Below are 20,620 nucleotides of genomic sequence, written 5' to 3'. Positions count from 1 at the left end.
TTAAAAAAGCGCTGCAATAAGTCCCGACTGTGCCCTGGCTATTCAGCAAATACCGCACGAAATTAGCGCTTGCGCCAAGCCTTGAGGTGTGATAGCTTCGCCGAAAACACGCTGCCTTTTCGTAAATCCATCGGTATAAGGATAATCTCGCGCCATGGCTACCCCGAAGACTCCTCGTGGCAAAGCTGAACCCAAGCGCAGTACAAAAGACCAGGAACCCACCGAAGAAGAGTCCGCAGAGGCATCCCCCCCGTCCCGTCGAAGAACCAAAACCGCTTCCCCCCCTAAAAAAGAGGCTGAGCCATCTCAAACGGCTAAGCCTCATCTAAAAACCGGTACAAAACCGCGTCGGGCAAACGCCCGCGACTCCGCTCGCGCGGCTCCGCCTCATTCACGCCGAGCAGTTCTCCAGTCCCCCGGCTGGAATCGGCTCCTGCGCGCACTGGATCACGTATCCTTATCCAATAAGTCTGCGCTTAACGCGGCAATCAGCAAGATACCGCATACCTCGGTGGAGCTTGCCCCCGCTTTCCAGGCGATATGCAAACGTGATCGCAGCATGGGTGCCTGGCTGGCTGAAGCGTATGCGGAATCGATCAGCGATCCCCTGCAGCACCGGGAGTTGTTTCAGCAAGCCGCGGCAATGACAGGCGTAGAACGAAAAACCTTGATCGAAGGTTACAAGCGCGCAGGTCAGGCGCGCGGTGTCGTGCACGCCATCGGTCAGTTGCCTCGTGCACAAGGAAGGGTCCTGATGCACGACTTCGTACTCAAACCTGATAAATCGGTCGATAAGGGTTCACTGCGCGAAGTACTGTACTGGCTTCGTGACGCCGGCGCCGATATCACGCGCATGCAGCACGGCCGCCCGCCCTCCCCTCCTGACACCGATGCTGCCGTGGTCGATTTTTTCGAGGATATCGCCGACGAGATTGTCAGCGCAATTAACTCGGTCGTCGATGCGGTCGTGTCGGCGGTTAAAACGCTGGGCCAGGCACTGGCAGATGTGGCGAACTGGGTTGCCAACGACATTGCCAACCTGCTCAAGGCACTGATCACGGCTGGCCAGACCGTACTTGATCTCCTTCAGGCGGCACTCGAGACTGGCTACGAACTTGTCAAAAAGATAATCGCAGGATTGGAGGCAATCGGACAGGGATTGTTCAACGTGCTCGACGCCGCGTTTAACCTTGCCAAGGATGCACTCATCACCGTGCTCAAGGCAATTGACAACCTCGGCCGTCAACTTGGCGAATTACTGTCCTGGATGGCCAGCAAGACGTTCGACATTATCAAGAGAGGTGCTGAAGCGCTCCTGGCAATAGGCAAAACGATTGGCAATATCCTTCAGCAAGCGGTGGAGTTCGGCGTCACACTGGTGGAGGGTTTCGTAAAGGCTTTTATCGAACTGGGCAAGGCAGTGGGCGAAATTTTGGCCACGCTCGTCACCCGCCCCTGGGCGATATTCGATTCGGTTATTTCGGCACTCCTGTCTCTGGGTCGGAGTCTGGCCAGCATTATCAGCGATGCTGTCAATGCCGGGCTCGATCTGATCACCGAGATTGTGCGCGCAGCAGTCAAGGCGGGCCAAGCGCTGATAGAATTCACCAAGTTCATCGCCACCGCGGCCGCAGACGCTGTAACCAAGGTACTGCAAGGCCTGCTCGAGGTAGGCAAACTGCTGGTCGATATTGTCGAGACACTTGCCACCCACGCGCTGACGGCCATCCGGAAAGTGGTGCAAGCATTCTTCGCGCTGGGCAAATCCCTTCTGAACCTGCTCAAGGAAACCTTGAGCCTGGCAATGAACCTGCTGAAAGAAGTGGTCAAGGCCGCGTTCGCCCTGGGCAAGACTATCGTTGAATTTACCGGGCAAATGGTCGCGTTTACTTATAAAGTGGCAGCCCGGCTGGTTGAAGCCGCGCTGGAAGTGGGCGCCAAGGTCGTCGACATTCTTGAAGCCGTTGTTACAGCCAGTTATTTTGTGTTCCGTAAAATCATCAACGCAGTGTTGCAGGCGCTTGGTCCCGTAGGCGACATCTTGGGGTGGTTGCTCGAGCGGGGGGAGGCGCTGGCCTCGGCCCTGTGGCGTGAAGCGGTCCTCGCAATACGCTTCGTGAAAAAGAGCATTACTGAACTGCTTGATTGGGCGTCCACCCAGGCGCAGGCAGTAATGGAACGGATTGTGCAACTGTGCGAAGACGTGGGCGCTGCGGTTACAGAGATTATCGACTGGGCCATCGCCCGTGGCGAGGACGCGCTCGACATACTGGGAGGGATGTGGGAACGGATAGGTAATTCCATTGACTATGCTCTCAACTATCTGGCAACCGACTTCATTCCCGGCATTGCCAAATTCATCACTGGCGCATTACGTGCAGGTTTCGAGTTAGCCCGACTGGTAGTATGGACGGCGGGCAAGGCGTTCGAGATCACGCTGGAAGTGGTAAGAGGCGCACTGGAGGCTGGCGCCACTCTTGTTGAACTGGTTGTGGAAACTGTGAAGCATCCTGACCAGGCGATGGAAAATCTCATGCGTGCCGCGCGCCAGTTAGGACAGACGCTGAATCAGGTATTCGACGCTTTCAGGCAAGCCGGCGAGGAATTCATCGATGAATTTGTACGCACCATGATCGCCATCGGCGAGCAAGCCAAGGCCATGCTGCTGGCCGTGCTTGAGGTGGCGGTGGGATTGCTCGATACTGTCGTATTCCTGCTGATGAACCTTCTGAACGGCTTCCGTCACCTTACCGAACCAGAGCGCGCTGATGCGCAACTGGTATTCGCGGATTCGGTGGATCTCGACAATGTCTTTATTGCCACGGACACGCCGACGAATGACATCATTTTCGGCATCCAGGATTTTTTCACCGGCAATCCGGAGTCACGTGCTTTCGTAACCGGCAACCTGATAAATTTCGATGCCGACGAAGGACCGATAAAGCGATATCAGTTCATCCACGAAATGACGCATGTATGGCAAAACCAGAATGTGGGCCCGATCTACATGGGACATGCAGTCTTCAGCCAGGTCACGCTTGGCCAGGAGGCCGCCTATAATTATGGCTACAACACTGGCGATCCCGCCATCAGCGTTCCAAATGCCGATTATGCCGGCAACGCCGAGAACAGCAATGGCGCCGGCTTCATGACCGGTGAAGGTGCCGCTGACGTGCTCGAAGACCCGGCGGCCGACTTCATGGACTTTACCCCAGAACAGCAGGGACAAATCATGATGCATTACTTCACCCGCCGCGTGCTGCTGAGCCAGACCGAAACACAGTATGCCCCGTGGCAGAAATTTGCCACGTTCGTCCAGTCGAATCCGCAAGTTGCCTGAACAGCACCTGATTTTTTCCATACCCTCCCAGCAACTACCCTACTTCAATGAGTTGGTTCAGGCGTGGCGCGCGCGCCATGTACGTGTCACGATTGCTTGCCATGTCGGGCCTCCCCCTGATGCGCGTTGCCTTTTGAACAAGTTGGGATCGGCTGAGGCTGTGTTAATTGCGGGGTCCAGCCGGCGCGCCCCTTCAACCGTACTTCCGGGTCCGTTTGTGGAGGACAGGAACGGCCGGCGTGTGCCGGTTGCCTGGTTACCACTGCGCACCCCGGATGAAAACCGGCGCTTTGCGGCTACGGCTGCGAGGGTGCATCGGCGTCCTGCCCAGCAGGTTGCAGTGGCCCTGCTGGGCCAATGGCACCCACGCTACCTGCGTGTAACTGACAGAATTGAAACCCTGCTCTGCGACCAGATGCCCACCTTGCGCTGGACGGCTGACGTGATTGGGCGGGAAGATATGGTGCAGGCTCTCGGCAGCGGCCTCGGGCTAGGACTATATGTGGGCCACGGCCGGCCAGTCGGCTGGGTTGGTTACCATGGAACCCGTAGGCATCATTTTGACGCTTGGGCCGGTGAGCCTCTCGGTGCATTGATTTCGTTGTGCTGCCGCACCGCCAGCCGTCAACGCACCAGCCTGTCCTTTGCGGAGGCCGTGCCCTTGCGGGGGGTGGCGGCAGCCAGTTTTGGCGCGTTCAGCGATACTCTACATACGGATAACACACGGTGGGCTCTCGGCCTGTGCGATGCCCTTCGTACCGGCGCCCAGACGATCGGAGAGCTGATTGTGCGTGGCGCGCCGCCCGTAGCACGCGCATGGGAATCGTACCGGCTTATAGGCGATCCACTCGCTCCGCTGGCGAGCGAATGCCTTGCGGTCGCCCGTGCGGCTGCGGTGCCTGTCTACCCATGAGCGAACCCACCACCGCGCGAATGAATGACGACCAAGTACTCTCGTTCCTGCGCTCCGAATTACGGGCGATCCGGCCAACGCTACCCCCGACTCTACCGGTTCAGGCCAACTTTCGAACCGATCTGCTGCTGGATTCACTGGATCTCGTCGAACTGGTGGCACGTATCGAGCGGCGCTACGCTCTGATCATCCCCGATCAGGATCTACCAGAGTTTGTCTCGCTTGAAGCCACCGTACGTTATATCTTCGCCAGAGTATCGATATGAGCGAGCCCGCCGTTCGGGTGGTGATAACCGGCATGGGCGTTATGACGCCATTGGGCGATTCGCCGTCGGAATTGTGGCAGCGCCTGCTGGCTGGAGAGTCTGCGTTACGCGAATGGCCAGACCTTGCCGCAGACGGCTATCGTTGCACGCGTGCCTGCCGAATAGAATCTTTTACGGCCGAACCCCTGCGGCGGGGACGCTCGCTTGCGCTTGCCGCTGCCAGACAATCCTTGGGCCATGCAGGCTTGCCGCTACCCCCGGCGCGGACTGGGGTGTACATCGGTAGCACCCTCGGCGAGAGCGAAGCGTTCGAGCGGACGCCGTCGGACGATGCGATAAACCTTGCCGATTATATGGCGCCTTCGTTCACCGATGGCGTGCGTGCCCATTTTGGTCTTACCGGGCCACAGCAGTCATTGGCCACTGCCTGCGCGGCAGGTAATTACGCGGTAGGTACGGCTTTTGCTGCCTTGCGCAGCGGCCAGGTTCCAGTGGCCCTTGCAGGCGGGGTTGAACCTTTCTCGCGGTTATCCATGGTGGGCTTCAGCCGGGCGCGGGCAATGGCATCGGATGCCTGTCGCCCTTTTGATGTGCGCCGCAACGGAATGATACTAGGCGAAGGCGCTGCGATGTTCGTTCTGGAGCGCGCGGACGATGCCTTGCAGCGCGGCATCGAACCCCTGGCAGAAGTGGTTTCCCTTGGCCTGTCCTGCGACGCGTTCCATCCTACCGCACCGCAACCGCAGGGGACCGGTATGCGGGCCGCGATGCAGGCGGCGCTCACAATAGCTGGCATCACGCCGGCACAGATTGACTGGGTAAACGCCCACGGGACTGGCACGCGGGCCTCGGACGCAGCTGAGGCCAAGGCTCTGCATGAGTTGTTCAGCGCCGGCCTGCCGCCCGTAAGCGGTAGCAAGGGTGCACTTGGGCATGCGTTGGGCGCAGCCTCCGCGATTGAGCTTGCGCTGTGCGTTCAAGGACTGTTGACACAGACAGTGCCTCCGACTCCGGGGCATGAACAACCGGAAATAGAGGGCGGTATCGCCTGTACCCCTGAACCCCGGCCAAGCCGCCTGCGCTGGGTGATGAACAATGCTTTCGCCTTCGGCGGGCTCAATTCTGCGCTACTGCTTCGCGCATGGGAGGGATGATATATCTCGACATGCACCATCTATCCATGCTGGACTGGGGTCTGGAGCGCGAACTCATTGCTTCGATTACCCCTCGCCTGGTGCCATTATTCGACTCCGGCGTACCGCGACATCGCACCTGCCTTATAGTGGCGTCATCAAATGCCGGTGCGGCCACCTCGGTCAAGTTCTGGGCTGATGCAGCCCAGGTTGGTCCCGCGCTAGCCAGCCCCGAACTGTTTCCGTGGTGCCTGGCCAACGCGCCCTGCGGCGCCATTGCGCGCCATTTTGGCGTGACGGGACCCAACTTCACATTGCTGGGCGCGGGAGATGCAATGATGGGGGCGATCGAAGCAGCAGCTGGCCAGTTTGCGCTCGACTGTGCTGATATGGCCGTGGTAGTGGTGCCGCAGTTTGCCGAACTACAAGGTGAAACTGGCCACTTGTTCGCATTCCGCCTGCAGCGGCACGACGTGAGCGATCCTCCGAGTCCGGTATTGATTACGGTCATGCCAGCCTCTGTCTCCCCTGCACCGGCCCCTCCGCCGCTGCCCGAGTCCGTCGAGACATTTGTTCGTCTACTGCGTCAACTCGATGATGGAGGCGCCACCGCAGGACTCATCAGCGATGGACAGCGGAGCTTTCGACTAGAACGCCCGAAAGGGCGCGGCATTGGCTGAGGATCAGCTACGGCGATTGCATGGGTGATGACGAGCCTTCCATCACGTCCTGCTCCATTACTGGCGATCTCCCGCCCAGCAACTAAACTGTTTAGACCAGACATGTTTTTCCTTTTTGGAAAGCTTATGAGATTTTAGCCATACCGGCGAAACCATGAAAACTTATACCGATGACGCTTCACATCCTGCGGAGCAGGCAGGAAACTCGATAGAAGCCCTGCGTAAAGCGGCTGCCGCTTGCCGGGCCTGCCCCTTGTGGCAGAACGCAACACAAACAGTATTTGGTGAAGGTCCATCCCACGCGCCTATCATGCTGGTCGGCGAACAGCCTGGGGACCGGGAAGACATAACTGGCCGCCCATTCGTAGGACCCGCCGGGCAACTTCTCGAGCGGGCACTGGCGGCGGTCGATATCCCGCGAGAAGACGTTTACGTCACCAACGCCGTCAAGCACTTCAAGTTTGAAGCCCGGGGCAAGCGTCGTATGCACAAGAAACCTGTCGATTCCGAAATCATTGCGTGTTACGACTGGCTAAAGCGTGAAATCGAATTGCTTACTCCCCGTCTGGTGGTCGCGCTGGGCGCAACCGCCGCGCGCTCCCTGCTGGGCCGGGCAACGCCGATTACCATTAACAGGGGCAAACTGCGTGACTATGCGACCGGTATATCGCTACTGATAACAATCCATCCCTCATTCTTGCTGCGCATGCCCGGGCGAGACAAGGATGATGAATATGAGCGCTTTGTAGATGATCTCAAGCTCGCGAAACCTTTTCTGCGCTGATCGTATCGCGAGGCTCTCAACTCGGCAGATTCAGCCTCCACAGCTGAGCCTACCGATCCTGCTGTTGCCATCAACCCGCTCCTTCATCTCGAAACCGCGCTGTTTTTCCGTTGTCCAATTTTTTCTAAAGGCAGGGGACGTAAAATGAAACGGAAGAACCTGCGGTTTGAAAATGGATTTCACGTGGTCCTCGGAAATCAGGCCTCCCAAGCAGCGGAAATGGTCTTACCGCCAGGCGACGCGGAAGGAGGCGCGGAAAATCGCCATCGCGGCGCTGACCAGTGGTTGTACGTGTTATCGGGAACCGGTATTGCGACGGTGAACGGCGAGCGCTACCGGCTTGGCGAGGGGTCGCTCATGCTCATCGAGCGTGGTGACCAGCATGAAATACGCAACACCGGCGATTGCCCTCTCCGCACGCTCAATTTTTATGTGCCCCCGGCGTATACCGGGGATGGAGAAGAACTGCCTCCCGGGCGGAGCGGATAGGGTGAGCGCGGCCTTTGTCGGCATCTCCGGCTGGCGGTATCCCCCCTGGCGTGGAGTCTTCTACCCTGCGGGCCTTCCGCAGAACCGTGAGCTTGAGTATGCTTCCAGGGCATTATCGACAATAGAGATAAATGGAACGTTTTACTCTCTCCAGAAACCGGAGAGTTTTCAGCACTGGTATGACGATACGCCACCGGGGTTCATTTTCAGCATAAAAGGAGCACGCTACATAACCCATGTACGGCGCTTGCGTGAGATTGACGGCCCACTTGCTAATTTCTTTGCCTCGGGCTTGTTCAACCTGCGGGAAAAACTCGGCCCTATCCTCTGGCAATTTCCTCCAAGTTTTCGCTATGACCGTGAATTGATGGCGGGTTTCTTCGAGCTTTTGCCGCATGACACCCAACAGGCGCTGAGTCTTGCTCGTCGCCGGGAGGGCCGCATGACGGGCCGTGCGCGGCTGGCTATCGATGCGATACGTACACTGCGCCACGCGATCGAGATACGGCATGAAAGTTTCATTGATGAATCTTTCGTGCAACTGCTGCGCGACCATAACATTGCCTTGGTCGTCGCGGACACGGCAGGTAAATGGCCTTACCGGGAAGACGTCACAGCGGATTTTCTCTATCTCCGTCTTCATGGCGACAAGGAAATTTATGCGAGCGGCTATACCGACGAAGCATTGACGCGCTGGGCATCAAGAATTCAGGCTTGGCGCGCGGGTTTCCAACCGGCCGACGCACATCTCATCTCGGCGCAGTCCAAGCTGTCGCACCGGCCGCGCGACGTCTATTGCTACTTTGATAACGATGTGAAAGTGAAGGCGCCGTTCGATGCCCAGGCCCTGGTGGCAAAGCTATGAATGATAACGAGCCGGGCAGCCGGCTCGCCGTCATGCTGAACCGCTATTTATGTTTATGGCTTTGGCTGCCCGCCTTGGCATGCTGGCCTGATGTTCCACCTTTGCTTGAATGCGAGGATTTGTCATCAGACGAGCCACTTCCACGAGATTCTCCTCCCTTTCGACCAGCTTCCCGAGCCTCTTCGGAATCAAACTGGTGAGCAGTGCCTTTCTCATGAGCGGCCTTTCCACCTTTGCTGCCGGCACGGCGCGCTTCGTCCGAATCAAACTCGTGTGCAGTGCCTTTTTCATGAGCGGCCTTGCCACCCTTGCTGCCAGCTTCACGAGCTTCTTCTGAATCAAATTCGTGCGCCGTGCCCTTCTCGTGGGCTGCTTTGCCCCCTTTACTGGCTATTTCACGCTGCTTGTCCTGATCCATTGAAGCAAAGCCACGCTTGCCCCCACTGCTCCGGTCATCACCTTTTTTTTCTCTATCTGAAGCCATCATGAATCTCCTTATCGAACACTTTGAAAATCTCCCTCTGACAGGCGATTGATCGGTCAGCCATTCATGTCTTTGGGTTCTTGTCTCCGCTATTAAAGATAAAATCAGAGATGGACGATGATCATAGAGAGGAAAAGTACGTTGCTCCGTTCGGAAGCATACATAGGAGAAAAAGCTGGAGTACGTTCTGCTCATGCTTGACCCACGTTTTATTGCACGCCCTTCCGGCTCCTATCAACTTGAACCGCCGTCACGAGGCTGCCACGGTTGCCCCATGCGTTACGGATATAGGATAAAACCAGCGCGATCTCTTCATCGCGCAAGACTTGCGCAAATGGCGGCATGCCATATGGACGTGGATTGGCTGCAGTAACCGGCGCATAGCCTCCATGAAGAATGCTGCGTATCGCGTTAATCGGAGAAGCCAGGGTTATGCCGCGGTTGCCCGCCAGCGGCGGATAAACACCAGGTGCGCCCTGCCCCAACTCCCCGTGGCAATCTTGACAATAAATCTCATAAATTTCGCTTCCTTTCTGGAGCAGCCCGTCGACTTCCTGAGTAAGCTCCGGCGCAATCCCCCGTGAATACGGCGCGCTCTCGGGTAATGACTTCAGGTAAACGGCCATTGCATGCGCGTCACCCGCAGTCAGGTGCTGAAGGCTTTGGCTGACCACATCCGCCATCGGACCTGTCGCGACTGCGCGAGATGAAAGGCCTGTCGTTAGTATTTGGACAATATCGTTGAGTGCCCAGTCAACGGTACTAGCCTCCTGAAGAGAGGTCAGGGAGGGCGCGTACCAGTTCGAGCCCATGATTTGCCCCCCTCCCAGACTATCCCCCTGGCTTGCGCCGAGCGGATTGCGGGTAGTGTGGCAGGCATTGCAGTGTCCGAGTCCCTGCACGAGGTATGCGCCGCGATTCCATTCATCGCTCTTTACAGCGTCAGGCTGATAAACACCGTCTGTAAAATAAAGGGCGCGCCAGAGGTACAGGAGCGGGCGGAAGTTAAAAGGAAAATTGATCTGGTGTGGGGGATTACGTTGCTCGACAGGGGGCAAGGACTTCAGGTAAGCGAAAATAGCATCAGTATCCTCACGGGTCACCTTAGTGTAATCGGTATACGGAAATGCGGGGTATAAAGGACTGCCGTCACGGGATTTGCCGTGATGCATTGCCCGCCAGAAGTCCTCTTCATCCCAGAGCCCAATACCGGTCTCCTGATCGAGCGTGATATTTGGCGTAACAAATATGCCGATAGACGTAGCAAGGATATGCCCGCCGGAATAAGGCAAGCCCCCTTGTGCCGTATGGCATCCCCTGCAATTGCCTGCCTGCGCGAGATAGGCTCCCCGCATTTGCCGCGTCTGCTGGGTTTGCTGTGCCTGCGATGTCTCCGCATCCCCCGTCTTTGCCGGCATCTGTTCTGCGCTGATCACCTGTGGGCCCAGTGGTGCAAGGAGCACGCCGAGACCGGCGAATATGGCAAAGACAGTTGCGATGGCTATGTGTTTCACGCGCTTCATTGCGGAACTTCCGGTTGCAGGAACACACTGGCGCAGCGCCTCGCCAGTTCAGGAGAAAGTGTTGCTACCTGGCCGGATCGCCTTGACAGGGACTCGGAAACAGGCTGCGCAGCCAACCAGGCCCCGATGGCGCTTACCTCGCTGGTAGTAAGCCGTTTGGCAATCTCGGACATGCAATCGGGGGTCTGTCCACGCATCAGCGCTCCGTGCTGCCAGTTGCCGAACTGAGCGATTATGTAAACGCGGGGCAGGCCCAGCAGCCCTGGAATAAAAGGCGCCGTTCCCATCAGGTCTTTACCATGGCACTCAATGCAGGCAGGGATCTTCCGTGCGGGATCACCGCGGTCGATAAGTTTACGGGCCAACTCGACTTCGCCCGGTGAGGAGGCCAGGCGCTCGGGCGGGGGAAAGGCTTGATTCAGCGAAGCAAAATGGCGAGCCATCTCCCGAAGGTATTCATCCGGCAAGTCTTTCAACAGAAAGGCCATGGGCCGGTAGTGACGCCGCCCATCTCGAAAGTTGCGTAACTGGTTGAAAAGATAGCCTTCCGGTTTACCCGCGATACGCGGGTAGTACGCATCTCGCCCCGCTTTATCCTCGGGGCCGTGGCAGGTAGTACAGGCTTTTACCCGCTCGGCTATCGTGTCGGGAGCGTCAACCGGGGAAATATCGGCGGCAAGGGCAGGCGCCGCAAAAAACAGGCATGCAATCAGAATAAAACGTCTCATAGCGGACCTTTATAATAGGAAGTCGGCAAAGTGTCGAAATGCCGGCCCTGCTATCGCGCAAATTTTCGCACTACCGTCATCAGCTCATCAATAGCCTCATCACCTTGGCCGGACTGGATGGCACTCTGCATGCAACCGTGGGTATGATTCTCCAATAACAGCATGGCGACGGCGTCCAGCGCGGACTGCAGCGCGGAGACCTGGTTCAGGATATCAACGCAATAACGGTCCTCCGATATCATCTTGTTGACTCCGCGAACCTGGCCCTCGATGCGGTTGAGGCGCCGGATCAGGGCTTCCTTATCCGGTTGCACCACGGTCTGAGGCTCATGGCATGGTTTCTTGCTACTCGGCGACTTCAAAATCAGAATCCTTAATGTTATTCTTCAACTAAACACTCTTATCATTTGAATTAATAGAAATTAACAAAAAGCGGAAATCGATCAGCCTGTGGGTTGAAAACCTGCATTCCTGATGGCTTGCCTAAGCTGTTCCGGGGCGGCATCGCTTTCATCGTACTGAATTGTCACCTGCTTCTGTTCCAGCGAAACATCGGCACGCGTCATTCCTGTAATGTTTTCCAGCGCGGTTTTCACCTTATTTACGCAACCCATGCAATTCATTCCCTCAATTTTCATAACTTCTGTTCGCATTTCAAAACTCCTTTTCGTCAAGTTACCGGCAAATCAGCCGCCTGCCCGCCAGCGCTTCAGCAACAATGAATTACTGACTACCGATACCGAACTCATTGCCATTGCCCCTCCTGCAATAACCGGATTAAGCAAGCCTATTGCCGCCAGCGGTATGCCAAGCACGTTATAGATGAAGGCAAAGAAAAGATTCTGGCGGATTTTCCCCAGCGTTGCGCGCGAGAGTGAGATGGCGTCGGCCACGCTCATCAAGTCGTCACGCATGAGGGTAATGTCGGCAGCTTCTATCGCCACGTCGGAGCCTGCGCCGATTGCGAAGCTCACATCCGCCGCAGCCAGCGCCGGAGCATCGTTAATGCCATCGCCCACCATGCCCGTAAATTTACCCTCGGCCTTCATTTTTCCCACTTCAGCAGCCTTATCCTGTGGCGCCACCTCAGCTCGATAAGCGGTAATGCCCGCTTGCAGGGCAATGGCTGAAGCAGTGGCGGCGTTATCACCCGTCAGCATCACCACTTCGATCCCCATCGATTGCAGTCGCTTCACTGCCTGCGCCGAAGTACCGCGCAATCGATCGGCAATGGCAAGATAGCCAAGCACCTTTGGAGTTTCCATGGATAAGATTGCCACGCCTACGACGGTTTTACCTTCGTCCTGGAGATCAGCGAGGCTTTCATTAACCTCAGCGCCGCGCTCCCGCAGAAATCTTGGGGAACCCAAAATGTATTCAACGTCATCCACCCGGGCAGCAATTCCGCTGCCGGTAATGGCGGAAAAGTCGCTTATGGCCTGCGGCCTGATATTCATGGCCGCGGCACGCTCCATTACCGCTTTTGCAAGGGGATGCTCCGAGCCTTGCTCAAGTGTTGCGGCCACTTGCATCAAGGCCCGCTCCGTCATCGCTCCCAGGGGGACAATATCCGTTACCGCCGGCTTGCCCTCCGTGAGCGTGCCGGTTTTATCCACGATCAGAACCTGAATTTTTTCCGCCTGCTCCAGCGCAGCGGCATTTTTCACCAGCACACCCGCCTGCGCCCCACGCCCTGTTCCAACCATGATTGCAGTCGGCGTAGCCAGCCCCAACGCGCAGGGGCAGGCAATGACCAAAACCGCCACGGCGTTGATGAGAGCCGGAACAAAGTCGCTTGCGAGCCACCACGTAACGACCAGTGTCAGCACGCTGATGACCACCACGACCGGCACGAATATTCCCGAAATGACGTCCGCCTGCCGTTGGATGGGGGCCTTGGAGCCCTGGGCTTCTTCCACCAGGTGAATGATGGCAGCAAGTTGGGTATGAGCGCCCACGCTGGTGGCACGGCATCGGAGCCGGCCCTGCTGATTCGAAGTTGCCGCATAGACTTTGGCCCCCACCCGTTTTGCAACGGGCAGGCTCTCGCCAGTCAACATCGCTTCATCCACATCGGATGCGCCTTCAATGACAATCCCATCCACAGGCAGATTCTCGCCCGGCCGCACGATAAAAATATCGCCCACCTTGAGAGTATTTGCGTCTACCTCGACGATTTCGCCGTCGCGCTCTACCCTCGCGGTTTTAGGTTGCAGCTTGATGAGTTCCTCAATGGCCGCCGACGTCTTGCCCTTTGCACGCGCTTCCATCAGCTTGCCCAGCAGCACTAGCGTAATAATAGCCGCGCTTGCTTCGAAATAGACATGCTGGTCAAGAGCCAGCAAGGTCACGACGGCGCTGAAAAAGTAGGCCATGCTGGTGCCCAGCGCTATCAGCACATCCATATTGGCGCCACCGCCACGCAATGCGTTCCACCCCGCGATATAAAAGCGCTTGCCCACCCAGAACTGCACGGGAGTGGCCAGCAACATTTGCAGCCAGCGCGGCAGAAAACCACCATGATCGCCCCAGAGCATGGGAACCATCTCCAGCACCATCGGCAAGGTAAGCGCAGCTGATATCCAGAACATGCGAAGCTCCGCATGGTACGCGGCAAGTTTCCGGGCCTTTTCCTCGGCGCGGCTGGCTTCACTGATCTCGGTCGCGCCGTAACCCGCCTTGGCGACAGCGGCTATCAGGTCATCCATGACAGGCGCTCCGGGTCTTAAGCTGACATGGGCTATCTCAGTGGCTAAATTGACGGACGCGGATACGCCGGGAAGCTTGTCCAACGCCTTTTCAATACGCCCGCTGCATGCCGCGCAGGTCATCCCGCTGATTTGTAGTTGTACCGATTGCGGAACAACGTGAAACCCTGCTTTCTCGATCGAGTGAACCAGCTCTTCAGGTCGGATGGCGGCGTCATCAAACTCCACGCGCGCCTTTTCGTTGGCAAAATTGACCACCGCATGAACGCCGGGCAGCTTATTCAGGTTTTTTTCGATGCGTGCCGCGCAGGCCGAGCAGGTCATGCCTTCGATGGGCAACTCGATTTGTTTAAGCGCAAGCGAGTTCATGAATATCCGCTCTCCCTATCAAAATTATCAATATTCAACTTGATTCGACCTGCTATCGGCCTGGCCCCCGCCTGTTCAAACGTTGCGCGCATTCATACCCTTGATTTTCAGATTAATGGGTTTGACAGCCATATATCACTCAACGTTTACAGTTTCGATATCAAACCAGCCGGAGCATTTCGCCAAAACATCTGCGATTGCCGATAAGCAATCATATACCCGTATAGGGTATATGTCAACAATACCCCGGGAAGGTATAAAAACCTTCTGATAGGCCGCTGAAAAATGCATGCTGAGCAGATAGTGAAGCTTGATCTCCGGAAAGCATAAAAAGCCTTTTTCGAGGCCCTTCTCCATGACGATCATCGTGTTATCGCCACGCCAGGCATCACCGCAGTGTTTTGGGATCCTTCTATTTCCTGCACAGAAAAGCGCCGCTTGATTTAGCAGAAACAAGTCATATCTGATATTTTGCTCGGCGTTTGTTATTACGACGGAAGAAGATATTGAAGCGGTTTGTTCTTGCTCTAGCTGCACACTGGTCCTGGCCTCGTGCGCCACAGGAAAGACCACCGCGCTGCGCGAAGGTCTGTCAAGGGCAGAGGTCATAAATACCATTGGGAATCCAGATGGCTTTCAACGGAGCGGTGACTATGAAGCGCTGCATTACGTGGATCGTCAAATCGATGGTTGGCTTAATGTTGAACGCGTCCACTACGCCGTAATTCTCAAAAACGATCGCGTGGTTCAGTATGGCCAAGGGAAGTTAATTGAACGGGGTACAGGCGAACCGCCCTTCGTCCTGCTTCGCCAGAGATGACATGTTTTCTGTGCGATACGATCTCAGCCGCATTTTTCCGTTATGAGCGGATTAATTTCAGCAGGACTGCTACTTTTTGCTTACGGGAATTGGGAACAGAAAACGCCGCCTGATAGCAGCCTGGCTCTTGATTAGGGATTCTGTGAGGAGATGAATGCCGGATAGCGCGGCAGATTCGCATACGTTGAGGGCGCGCCTACAGTGGCGCCGAGATTGTCTACAATTCCGGGGGCTCCAGGCTCAGGCCAGACATCACGACGATCTCCATGGGCGCCAGATGGCTGAGGTTGGACGCTCTGGCTATCACATCCTGCTCCTGCAACAGCTGATACTCAAACACCTCCTCGTACATATCCTCGACGAGAAGTTTCACGACCCTCTTCGGCCATCCCATCATCCACCGGTTTGCGATCTCGATCCCGATCTCGCCCGATTGCAATATCATTTCCCGGACTTGATCGGAGTATATGTCTGGGTTGTACAATGATTTCATTTTTGTCCCCTAAGTCCTTCACGCGTTTTAACATACTGCGCTGGTTTTTTGCTAAATTAGACCCTCGCCATGCTCCACCCTCGCATCTTTTACTGGGTCTGACTTCAACAAATCCGTCCGTCCCGCTACGGGAATGCGGCCTGTCAACTCCCGCGCACCATCCTTTAGATATTGGGATGTGCGGCAATCCACGTGTATTATAAAGACTGCACTAGCGAAGAAGGTAATAACTGCATTCCCAATTCTCCGTAAATTAGCGACATTGGAGAGCTGTAAATTCTCTCTTGAGGTGGTTGCAACGGTTTTTTTTCGCGAGGCTGCGGGCTTGTCTTTGAAGAAAGAACAGAGATTGAGCCGCTCTAACGCAACGAGCTTTAGATGGAAAGCAAAAATTGCTCGCTCTCGGGAGTGAAGATACTACTTGAAGCAAGCGGGTATCCCCAGGACCAACGGCTCGATGGATATAACTTACAACGATAGTGATAAAGTAGGCTGCTTGCAGCGAGCAATGGGAGATCTAGTAGCTTTCTCGAGCCTGCCTGCGGCGTGGGTCGGCTTGGGATCTGACGGTATTGCCAAGAGCCTCGCCCAGGTTCTCTTGAGTACTCTTGATCTCGACTTGGTCTACATTCAGCTTGCCCAGCCTGGAGGCTCTGGTTTTACAGAGACTGTAAGTAGCAAGCATCGGCCTGATGCCAACCATTGCATTTACGAAGCAAAAGTGCGGCTCGCGCCGTTCTTGAAGGGTGTTGCCTTGGCGCCGGTAACTATGGTGCGCGATCCGTTTGGACCCGGAACTCTGCGAACGACCGTCACTCGGTTCGATTTGGTCGGGGAGCATGGCGTTTTAGTTGCCGGTTCCCAGCGCGTAAACTTTCCAACCGAGAAAGAACGCCTGCTGCTGCGGCTCGCTGCTAACCAGGTAATCATGGCGTCGCAGCACCAGTGGGCCGAGCAGGCCCTCCAGCAAAGCGAAGAACGGTTCCGTGACTTTGCCAACGCTGCCCCCGCCATGCTATGGGTGACCGAGCCAGACGGCTCGTGCTCTTTCCTCTCACAAGGGTGGTACGAGTTTACCGGCCAGGGCGAGGATGAAGGCCTGGGTTTGGGGTGGCTCAATGCCATACATCCAAGCGATCGAGCGGCAGCAGGCAAACATTTCCTGTCTGCAAACGAGCGGAATGAGGCATTCTCAATCGAATATCGTTTGCGGCGGGCCGATGGCGTGTACCGTTGGATCATCGACCGAGGTCGCCCTCGCCTTTCCTCGAATGGGCAATTCCTCGGATATGCGGGAAATCTGCTCGATATCACCGAACGCAAGCAATCCGAGGAGCAGATGGCCGCTCTCCTTGCGAAGGAGAAACAGCGCGCCACGCTTCTGGCGCAGGTAGCCAATGCAAGCAAGTCGATAAACGGAATGTTGTCCATGGAGAGTATTGCCCGGACTTTGACCGAAGAGGCTCGCTCTATGCTCGGAGCTCACCAGGCAGCCACCTCCCTGACTGTTTCAGAAAACTGGGCTCAACGTATTACCGCGGTGTCGCTATCAGACAAGTACGCCGATTACCGGGCCTATTCCGAGAAGCCGGACGGATCTGGCATTTACATCGAGGTGTGTCGTACCAATTGTCCACTGAGGATGACCCAAAAAGAGCTGGAAGCCCATCCAGCATGGAAAGGGTTTGGAAAACATGCCAAAGATCACCCGCCCATGCGGGGCTGGCTTGCTGTGCCGCTAATCGGTCACGGGGGAAAGAACCTCGGGCTGGTCCAGCTAACGGACAAGGCTCACGGCGAATTTACCGAGGAGGACGAAGCGATTCTCGTACAGCTTGCCGCGATCGCCTCTGCCGGGATCGAAAACGCCTATCTTTATGAGCAGGTGCGGGAGCAAGATCAACGAAAGGACGAATTTCTCGCCACGCTGGCTCATGAACTAAGAAATCCTCTTGCTCCCATTCGCACCGGGCTTGCTGTACTCGAGCTGGCATCCTCAATCGATGCAACAGTGAAGACACGGGAGATCATGGAGCGACAGGTCGAACATATGGTTCGCCTCATCGACGATCTGCTTGACGTTTCGCGCATTACCAGAGGAAAGGTTCAGCTCAAGAAAGAGCCGGTAGATGTCGGCACAGTATTGGAGACAGCTCTTGAACTGAGCCGGCCTCTTATTGAGGAAGGCCGGCACGAGCTGTTGGTTTCGACTCCTGAAGAGGCGCTCCTGCTTGATGTCGATCCAGTCCGTATGGCACAGGTGGTAAGTAATCTTCTGAATAACGCAGCAAAGTATACTCCTGAAGGAGGGCGAGTCGAATTATCCGCCCAGAGAGACGGCAGCGAAGTCGTCATCCAGGTGCGGGACAACGGGGTTGGCCTTACCCCGGAGGCACTCACAAAGGTATTCGACTTATTTAACCAGGTCGGGAAAACGCTGGATCGCTCACGAGGAGGATTGGGGATCGGGTTGGCCATCGTCAAGCGACTCGTCGAAATGCATAACGGACATGTCACGGCCGAAAGTCAAGGCCCAGGGAAAGGTAGCGCGTTCGTTGTCCGTCTTCCCCTCGCGGCGATGCAAAAAACCGGAGGGCAGCGGGTCGCTGGAGAGCAGCGCTCCTGTAGTCTATCTATTCCCCGTCGCATTTTAGTAGTGGACGACAATGTGGATGGTGCTGAGACGCTCGCCATGTTGCTTGCGTTGTCCGGGCATACGGTAGAGACGGCTCATACTGGGCCGGACGCGCTGAAGGCCGTCCAGGCCTTTCAACCTACCGTGATGTTTCTCGACATTGACCTTCCCGGCATGAGTGGGTACGAAGTTGCGCGACAACTACATTCCGATTCGGCTATAAAGGGCTTGACCCTTGTAGCTTTGACCGGATGGGGGTCCGAAGACGACCGGCGGCAGGCGAAAAATATTGGATTCGACCATCACCTTACCAAACCCGTCGAAATAGACAAGTTGCATTCATTGCTCATAGAGATTGATGCAAGCAACAAAGAGTAACTATTAACGATTGATACCATTTGCGTGGAAAGCTTGTTGGCATGGCAATGCCTTCACCATCACTTCACAGGCAGACCTCTGTTCTATCTCCGACCGCAGAGCCCGATTGATTACCAGCGCATCGTCCTTTACCGGCACTCGAGCTAGGGCCTACGAGTCCTTGCACTCATCCGGCATGTTAATCTCGCGGTAGATCGGATACGGCTTTTCGATTACCTGAGTCTAGACCACGGGTTCCCCTCACATGCTGATAGAGCAAGGATAGCTCAGCGCGAGGATTTGGGCATCTCACTACTACTAAAGAATATTCCTCTTTCCTTCCTGGCAACCGGAACAATATTTTTGTAAAGTGCAAATCACGCAGCAACCGATTAACCAAGCCAAACCAAGAGGAAAAATAAAATGGCAGCTACCAGAAGCTACAAAATCATCTTCGCCAATCAGGGGCGGTTTGCCGTAAACGTGCTTGCCCTTGCATGCGACGGCTCGTGGCGAGATGCGATCCAGCGCTACAACGGTAAGCATGATCTGGCGGTTATCGACGTGGGAGAAGAGAACGCGGCACACCTGGAGGAAATGCTGGATCAGGACGACAATGTTCTCTCCTACGTATGTACGGATCATTAAAAAGAGATGATCTCTGCCGAGATCCGGGAAGCCCGGAACGCACTGTGCGCCTGCGGGAGAGTGGGCAACGGAACATGGCTCCAGCATGGCAAGACCTGCTCCGGCGCATCATGACCGAGCGCGGTTTGAACATACTCTTTCTGCTCCCTCTCAATCGCCTGACGTTGAGTCTCATCAGGGCGAACCGGAAGGCTATTGACCTCTTCCGCGAGCGTCGTATGTTTGCTTGCCCAATACCGACCATTTTTCATCGCTGCATCGGCAGCTTGTTTCTTTGCGTCCAGCGCGTCAGTGACTTCTTTCACCCCGATAATTGCTGCCGCGAGCATTGCGTATAGGCGATTGCGAAGGCTAGAGCTAATGGGTTCATTTTGTTTACGCTAAAAAAATACCGCTCGCGGCGGGCATAAAAAAACGCACCAGAAGTGGGCTACATCACTAAAAATTAAATAATCAGTTTCGGTAGCGAATTGCTGAGGATGATCTATAGTTAAAAAGTTTCGCCCAAGGTTTGGCGGAACAACTTATGCCTCAATACCAAGAACAACCACCACATAGGGAAATTTTCATGAACCGGCAATCACTTCTTATAGCTGCTGCTCTTTTCACCTTTACATCAACTTCCCATGCGACAAAACTCATTACGTTCGACGAGATAAGCAATCTTAGCGCCAGCAGTGTGCCCGATAACTACGAAGGATTTAAATGGACTAATTTTGATTATGTAAATCCGTTTAGTAGTACGTCCGGCTTTGAGAGCTCTGGGGCAAGAAACGGCTTAGTGTCATTGAGATACCTTGCCGTGAATCACGGCGGGTTGCCTGCTCAATTCGAATCCACCACCCCGTTTACCTTAAATAGCGCCTATTTCGGTTCGGCTTTTAAGGATGGTCTTCAAGTCACAGTTGAGGGACAATCGGGCGGCCTCATCGTAGATACAAAGTTATTCACGGTTAATGCCACTGGGCGAAACTTGGAAACTTTCAACTGGCAGAACGTTGACACTGTGTTGATTTCGGCAACTGGCGGGACACGTAATCCATTGTACGGGTCTTCCACCTCTAACTTCACTATGGACAATCTCATCGTTAGTAACGTACCCGAACCTGAGAGCTATGCCATGCTTTTGGCCGGTTTAGGATTGGTGAGTCTTATGGCTCGGCGTCGAAAAAGCTCTTCCATGTAGACCAATGGGGACTTTGTCCCCATTTTTTATTTCAGCTGCCACACGGATTAAAAAACCCACCGGGTTAGGGGTGGGTTAGGTTTCGGAGTGAGTATTTCGCACTCTATATCTGCTAGCATCTTCTCCTGCTTCACACTCGGGCAGTTTCCTTCGTAACTATGATGACAAGGCGAACGTTATTTTTGCCGCGAACGCTTTA

Annotated in this window: 20 protein-coding genes; 11 read left to right on the top strand and 9 right to left on the bottom strand. The window is 55.5% G+C overall.

The features are described 5' to 3' along the window. Nucleotides 1–154 precede the first annotated feature (154 nt). The 8 genes from BMZ14_RS02460 (at nt 155) to BMZ14_RS02425 (ending at nt 8,470) form a co-directional block, all read left to right on the top strand. Nucleotides 155–3,340, top strand: coding sequence for a phage tail protein (locus tag BMZ14_RS02460; protein ID WP_074794215.1), 3,186 nt, complete (start codon nt 155–157; stop codon nt 3,338–3,340). After that, a complete protein-coding gene (locus BMZ14_RS02455) occupies nt 3,333–4,253 on the top strand; it encodes a C25 family cysteine peptidase (protein WP_074794213.1) in 921 nt (306 codons plus the stop codon). Before BMZ14_RS02460 ends, BMZ14_RS02455 begins: the two co-directional genes overlap by 8 nt. Then, nucleotides 4,250–4,519, top strand: coding sequence for an acyl carrier protein (locus BMZ14_RS02450; protein ID WP_074794211.1), 270 nt, complete (start codon nt 4,250–4,252; stop codon nt 4,517–4,519). The genes BMZ14_RS02455 and BMZ14_RS02450 overlap by 4 nt, the downstream gene beginning before the upstream one ends. After that, nucleotides 4,516–5,673: a beta-ketoacyl-[acyl-carrier-protein] synthase family protein gene (locus BMZ14_RS02445; RefSeq protein WP_074794208.1), complete on the top strand. Its 1,158-nt coding sequence runs from the start codon at nt 4,516–4,518 to the stop codon at nt 5,671–5,673. Before BMZ14_RS02450 ends, BMZ14_RS02445 begins: the two co-directional genes overlap by 4 nt. Further along, nucleotides 5,661–6,332: a beta-ketoacyl-[acyl-carrier-protein] synthase family protein gene (locus BMZ14_RS02440; RefSeq protein ID WP_143071861.1), complete on the top strand. Its 672-nt coding sequence runs from the start codon at nt 5,661–5,663 to the stop codon at nt 6,330–6,332. Before BMZ14_RS02445 ends, BMZ14_RS02440 begins: the two co-directional genes overlap by 13 nt. Before the next feature lie 154 nt (nt 6,333–6,486). Further along, entirely contained in the window at nt 6,487–7,116 is a 630-nt protein-coding gene (locus BMZ14_RS02435) for a UdgX family uracil-DNA binding protein (RefSeq protein ID WP_074794202.1), read from the top strand. A 144-nt stretch (nt 7,117–7,260) separates the two neighbouring features. After that, nucleotides 7,261–7,605, top strand: a complete 345-nt coding sequence (locus BMZ14_RS02430; protein WP_074794199.1) for a cupin domain-containing protein — start codon at nt 7,261–7,263, stop codon at nt 7,603–7,605. Nucleotide 7,606: 1 nt separating this feature from the next. Next, nucleotides 7,607–8,470, top strand: a complete 864-nt coding sequence (locus tag BMZ14_RS02425; RefSeq protein ID WP_074794196.1) for a DUF72 domain-containing protein — start codon at nt 7,607–7,609, stop codon at nt 8,468–8,470. Between the two features lie 43 nt (nt 8,471–8,513). On the opposite strand, the gene BMZ14_RS02420 is transcribed toward BMZ14_RS02425, so the two are convergent. From BMZ14_RS02420 to BMZ14_RS02380, 8 genes are all read right to left on the bottom strand, one after another. After that, nucleotides 8,514–8,957, bottom strand: coding sequence for a KGG domain-containing protein (locus BMZ14_RS02420; RefSeq protein ID WP_256208330.1), 444 nt, complete (start codon nt 8,955–8,957; stop codon nt 8,514–8,516). A gap of 206 nt (nt 8,958–9,163) precedes the next feature. Beyond that, nucleotides 9,164–10,468 carry a c-type cytochrome gene (locus BMZ14_RS02415; protein WP_256208415.1) on the bottom strand — a complete coding sequence of 435 codons (1,305 nt, stop codon included), beginning with the start codon at nt 10,466–10,468 and terminating at the stop codon, nt 9,164–9,166. A 5-nt stretch (nt 10,469–10,473) separates the two neighbouring features. Next, nucleotides 10,474–11,205: a c-type cytochrome gene (locus tag BMZ14_RS02410; RefSeq protein ID WP_074794187.1), complete on the bottom strand. Its 732-nt coding sequence runs from the start codon at nt 11,203–11,205 to the stop codon at nt 10,474–10,476. A gap of 50 nt (nt 11,206–11,255) precedes the next feature. Further along, nucleotides 11,256–11,567, bottom strand: a complete 312-nt coding sequence (locus BMZ14_RS02405; protein WP_074794184.1) for a metal-sensitive transcriptional regulator — start codon at nt 11,565–11,567, stop codon at nt 11,256–11,258. An 81-nt stretch (nt 11,568–11,648) separates the two neighbouring features. Next, nucleotides 11,649–11,858: a heavy-metal-associated domain-containing protein gene (locus BMZ14_RS02400; RefSeq protein ID WP_074794182.1), complete on the bottom strand. Its 210-nt coding sequence runs from the start codon at nt 11,856–11,858 to the stop codon at nt 11,649–11,651. A 33-nt stretch (nt 11,859–11,891) separates the two neighbouring features. Then, entirely contained in the window at nt 11,892–14,282 is a 2,391-nt protein-coding gene (locus tag BMZ14_RS02395; RefSeq protein ID WP_074794179.1) for a heavy metal translocating P-type ATPase, read from the bottom strand. A 135-nt stretch (nt 14,283–14,417) separates the two neighbouring features. Further along, nucleotides 14,418–14,900, bottom strand: a complete 483-nt coding sequence (locus BMZ14_RS02390) for a hypothetical protein (protein ID WP_074794176.1) — start codon at nt 14,898–14,900, stop codon at nt 14,418–14,420. 419 nt (nt 14,901–15,319) lie between these two features. Beyond that, nucleotides 15,320–15,595 (bottom strand): hypothetical protein, encoded by a 276-nt coding sequence (locus BMZ14_RS02380; protein ID WP_074794170.1) that lies wholly within the window; start codon nt 15,593–15,595, stop codon nt 15,320–15,322. 457 nt (nt 15,596–16,052) lie between these two features. Between BMZ14_RS02380 and BMZ14_RS02375 the strand changes: the two genes are divergently transcribed. Both BMZ14_RS02375 and BMZ14_RS02370 read left to right on the top strand, forming a co-directional pair. Continuing rightward, on the top strand, nt 16,053–18,608 hold the full coding sequence (locus BMZ14_RS02375; RefSeq protein WP_177186889.1) for an ATP-binding protein: 2,556 nt from the start codon (nt 16,053–16,055) through the stop codon (nt 18,606–18,608). Nucleotides 18,609–19,010: 402 nt separating this feature from the next. Then, nucleotides 19,011–19,235, top strand: coding sequence for a hypothetical protein (locus BMZ14_RS02370; RefSeq protein ID WP_074794165.1), 225 nt, complete (start codon nt 19,011–19,013; stop codon nt 19,233–19,235). On the opposite strand, the gene BMZ14_RS02365 is transcribed toward BMZ14_RS02370, so the two are convergent. Further along, the gene (locus BMZ14_RS02365; protein ID WP_074794162.1) at nt 19,232–19,564 is read right to left on the bottom strand and encodes a hypothetical protein; all 333 of its coding nucleotides are present in this window, start codon (nt 19,562–19,564) and stop codon (nt 19,232–19,234) included. The genes BMZ14_RS02370 and BMZ14_RS02365 overlap by 4 nt on opposite strands. A gap of 197 nt (nt 19,565–19,761) precedes the next feature. Here BMZ14_RS02365 and BMZ14_RS14720 point away from each other — a divergent pair, with 197 nt between their 5' ends. Further along, complete coding sequence (locus BMZ14_RS14720) at nt 19,762–20,421, top strand: PEP-CTERM sorting domain-containing protein (protein WP_256208328.1); 660 nt, start codon at nt 19,762–19,764, stop codon at nt 20,419–20,421. The last annotated feature ends 199 nt before the right edge of the window (nt 20,422–20,620 follow it).

The organism is Nitrosospira briensis, from assembly GCF_900115125.1.
GTDB lineage: Bacteria > Pseudomonadota > Gammaproteobacteria > Burkholderiales > Nitrosomonadaceae > Nitrosospira > Nitrosospira briensis_A.
Note: the sequence above shows the minus strand (reverse complement) of the source record. Positions and strands in the feature narration are given on the sequence as shown.

Excerpts from the sequence above, each read along its gene's own strand:
- BMZ14_RS02390 (WP_074794176.1), bottom strand. The coding sequence starts at position 14,900 with ATGGTATTTATGACCTCTGCCCTTGACAGACCTTCGCGCAGCGCGGTG.
- BMZ14_RS02430 (WP_074794199.1), top strand. The coding sequence starts at position 7,261 with ATGAAACGGAAGAACCTGCGGTTTGAAAATGGATTTCACGTGGTCCTC.
- BMZ14_RS02365 (WP_074794162.1), bottom strand. The coding sequence starts at position 19,564 with ATGCTCGCGGCAGCAATTATCGGGGTGAAAGAAGTCACTGACGCGCTG.
- BMZ14_RS02435 (WP_074794202.1), top strand. The coding sequence starts at position 6,487 with ATGAAAACTTATACCGATGACGCTTCACATCCTGCGGAGCAGGCAGGA.
- BMZ14_RS02395 (WP_074794179.1), bottom strand. The coding sequence starts at position 14,282 with ATGAACTCGCTTGCGCTTAAACAAATCGAGTTGCCCATCGAAGGCATG.
- BMZ14_RS02440 (WP_143071861.1), top strand. The coding sequence starts at position 5,661 with ATGGGAGGGATGATATATCTCGACATGCACCATCTATCCATGCTGGAC.
- BMZ14_RS02450 (WP_074794211.1), top strand. The coding sequence starts at position 4,250 with ATGAGCGAACCCACCACCGCGCGAATGAATGACGACCAAGTACTCTCG.
- BMZ14_RS02410 (WP_074794187.1), bottom strand. The coding sequence starts at position 11,205 with ATGAGACGTTTTATTCTGATTGCATGCCTGTTTTTTGCGGCGCCTGCC.
- BMZ14_RS02400 (WP_074794182.1), bottom strand. The coding sequence starts at position 11,858 with ATGCGAACAGAAGTTATGAAAATTGAGGGAATGAATTGCATGGGTTGC.
- BMZ14_RS02445 (WP_074794208.1), top strand. The coding sequence starts at position 4,516 with ATGAGCGAGCCCGCCGTTCGGGTGGTGATAACCGGCATGGGCGTTATG.
- BMZ14_RS02420 (WP_256208330.1), bottom strand. The coding sequence starts at position 8,957 with ATGATGGCTTCAGATAGAGAAAAAAAAGGTGATGACCGGAGCAGTGGG.
- BMZ14_RS02370 (WP_074794165.1), top strand. The coding sequence starts at position 19,011 with ATGGCAGCTACCAGAAGCTACAAAATCATCTTCGCCAATCAGGGGCGG.
- BMZ14_RS14720 (WP_256208328.1), top strand. The coding sequence starts at position 19,762 with ATGCCTCAATACCAAGAACAACCACCACATAGGGAAATTTTCATGAAC.
- BMZ14_RS02380 (WP_074794170.1), bottom strand. The coding sequence starts at position 15,595 with ATGAAATCATTGTACAACCCAGACATATACTCCGATCAAGTCCGGGAA.
- BMZ14_RS02375 (WP_177186889.1), top strand. The coding sequence starts at position 16,053 with ATGGATATAACTTACAACGATAGTGATAAAGTAGGCTGCTTGCAGCGA.
- BMZ14_RS02460 (WP_074794215.1), top strand. The coding sequence starts at position 155 with ATGGCTACCCCGAAGACTCCTCGTGGCAAAGCTGAACCCAAGCGCAGT.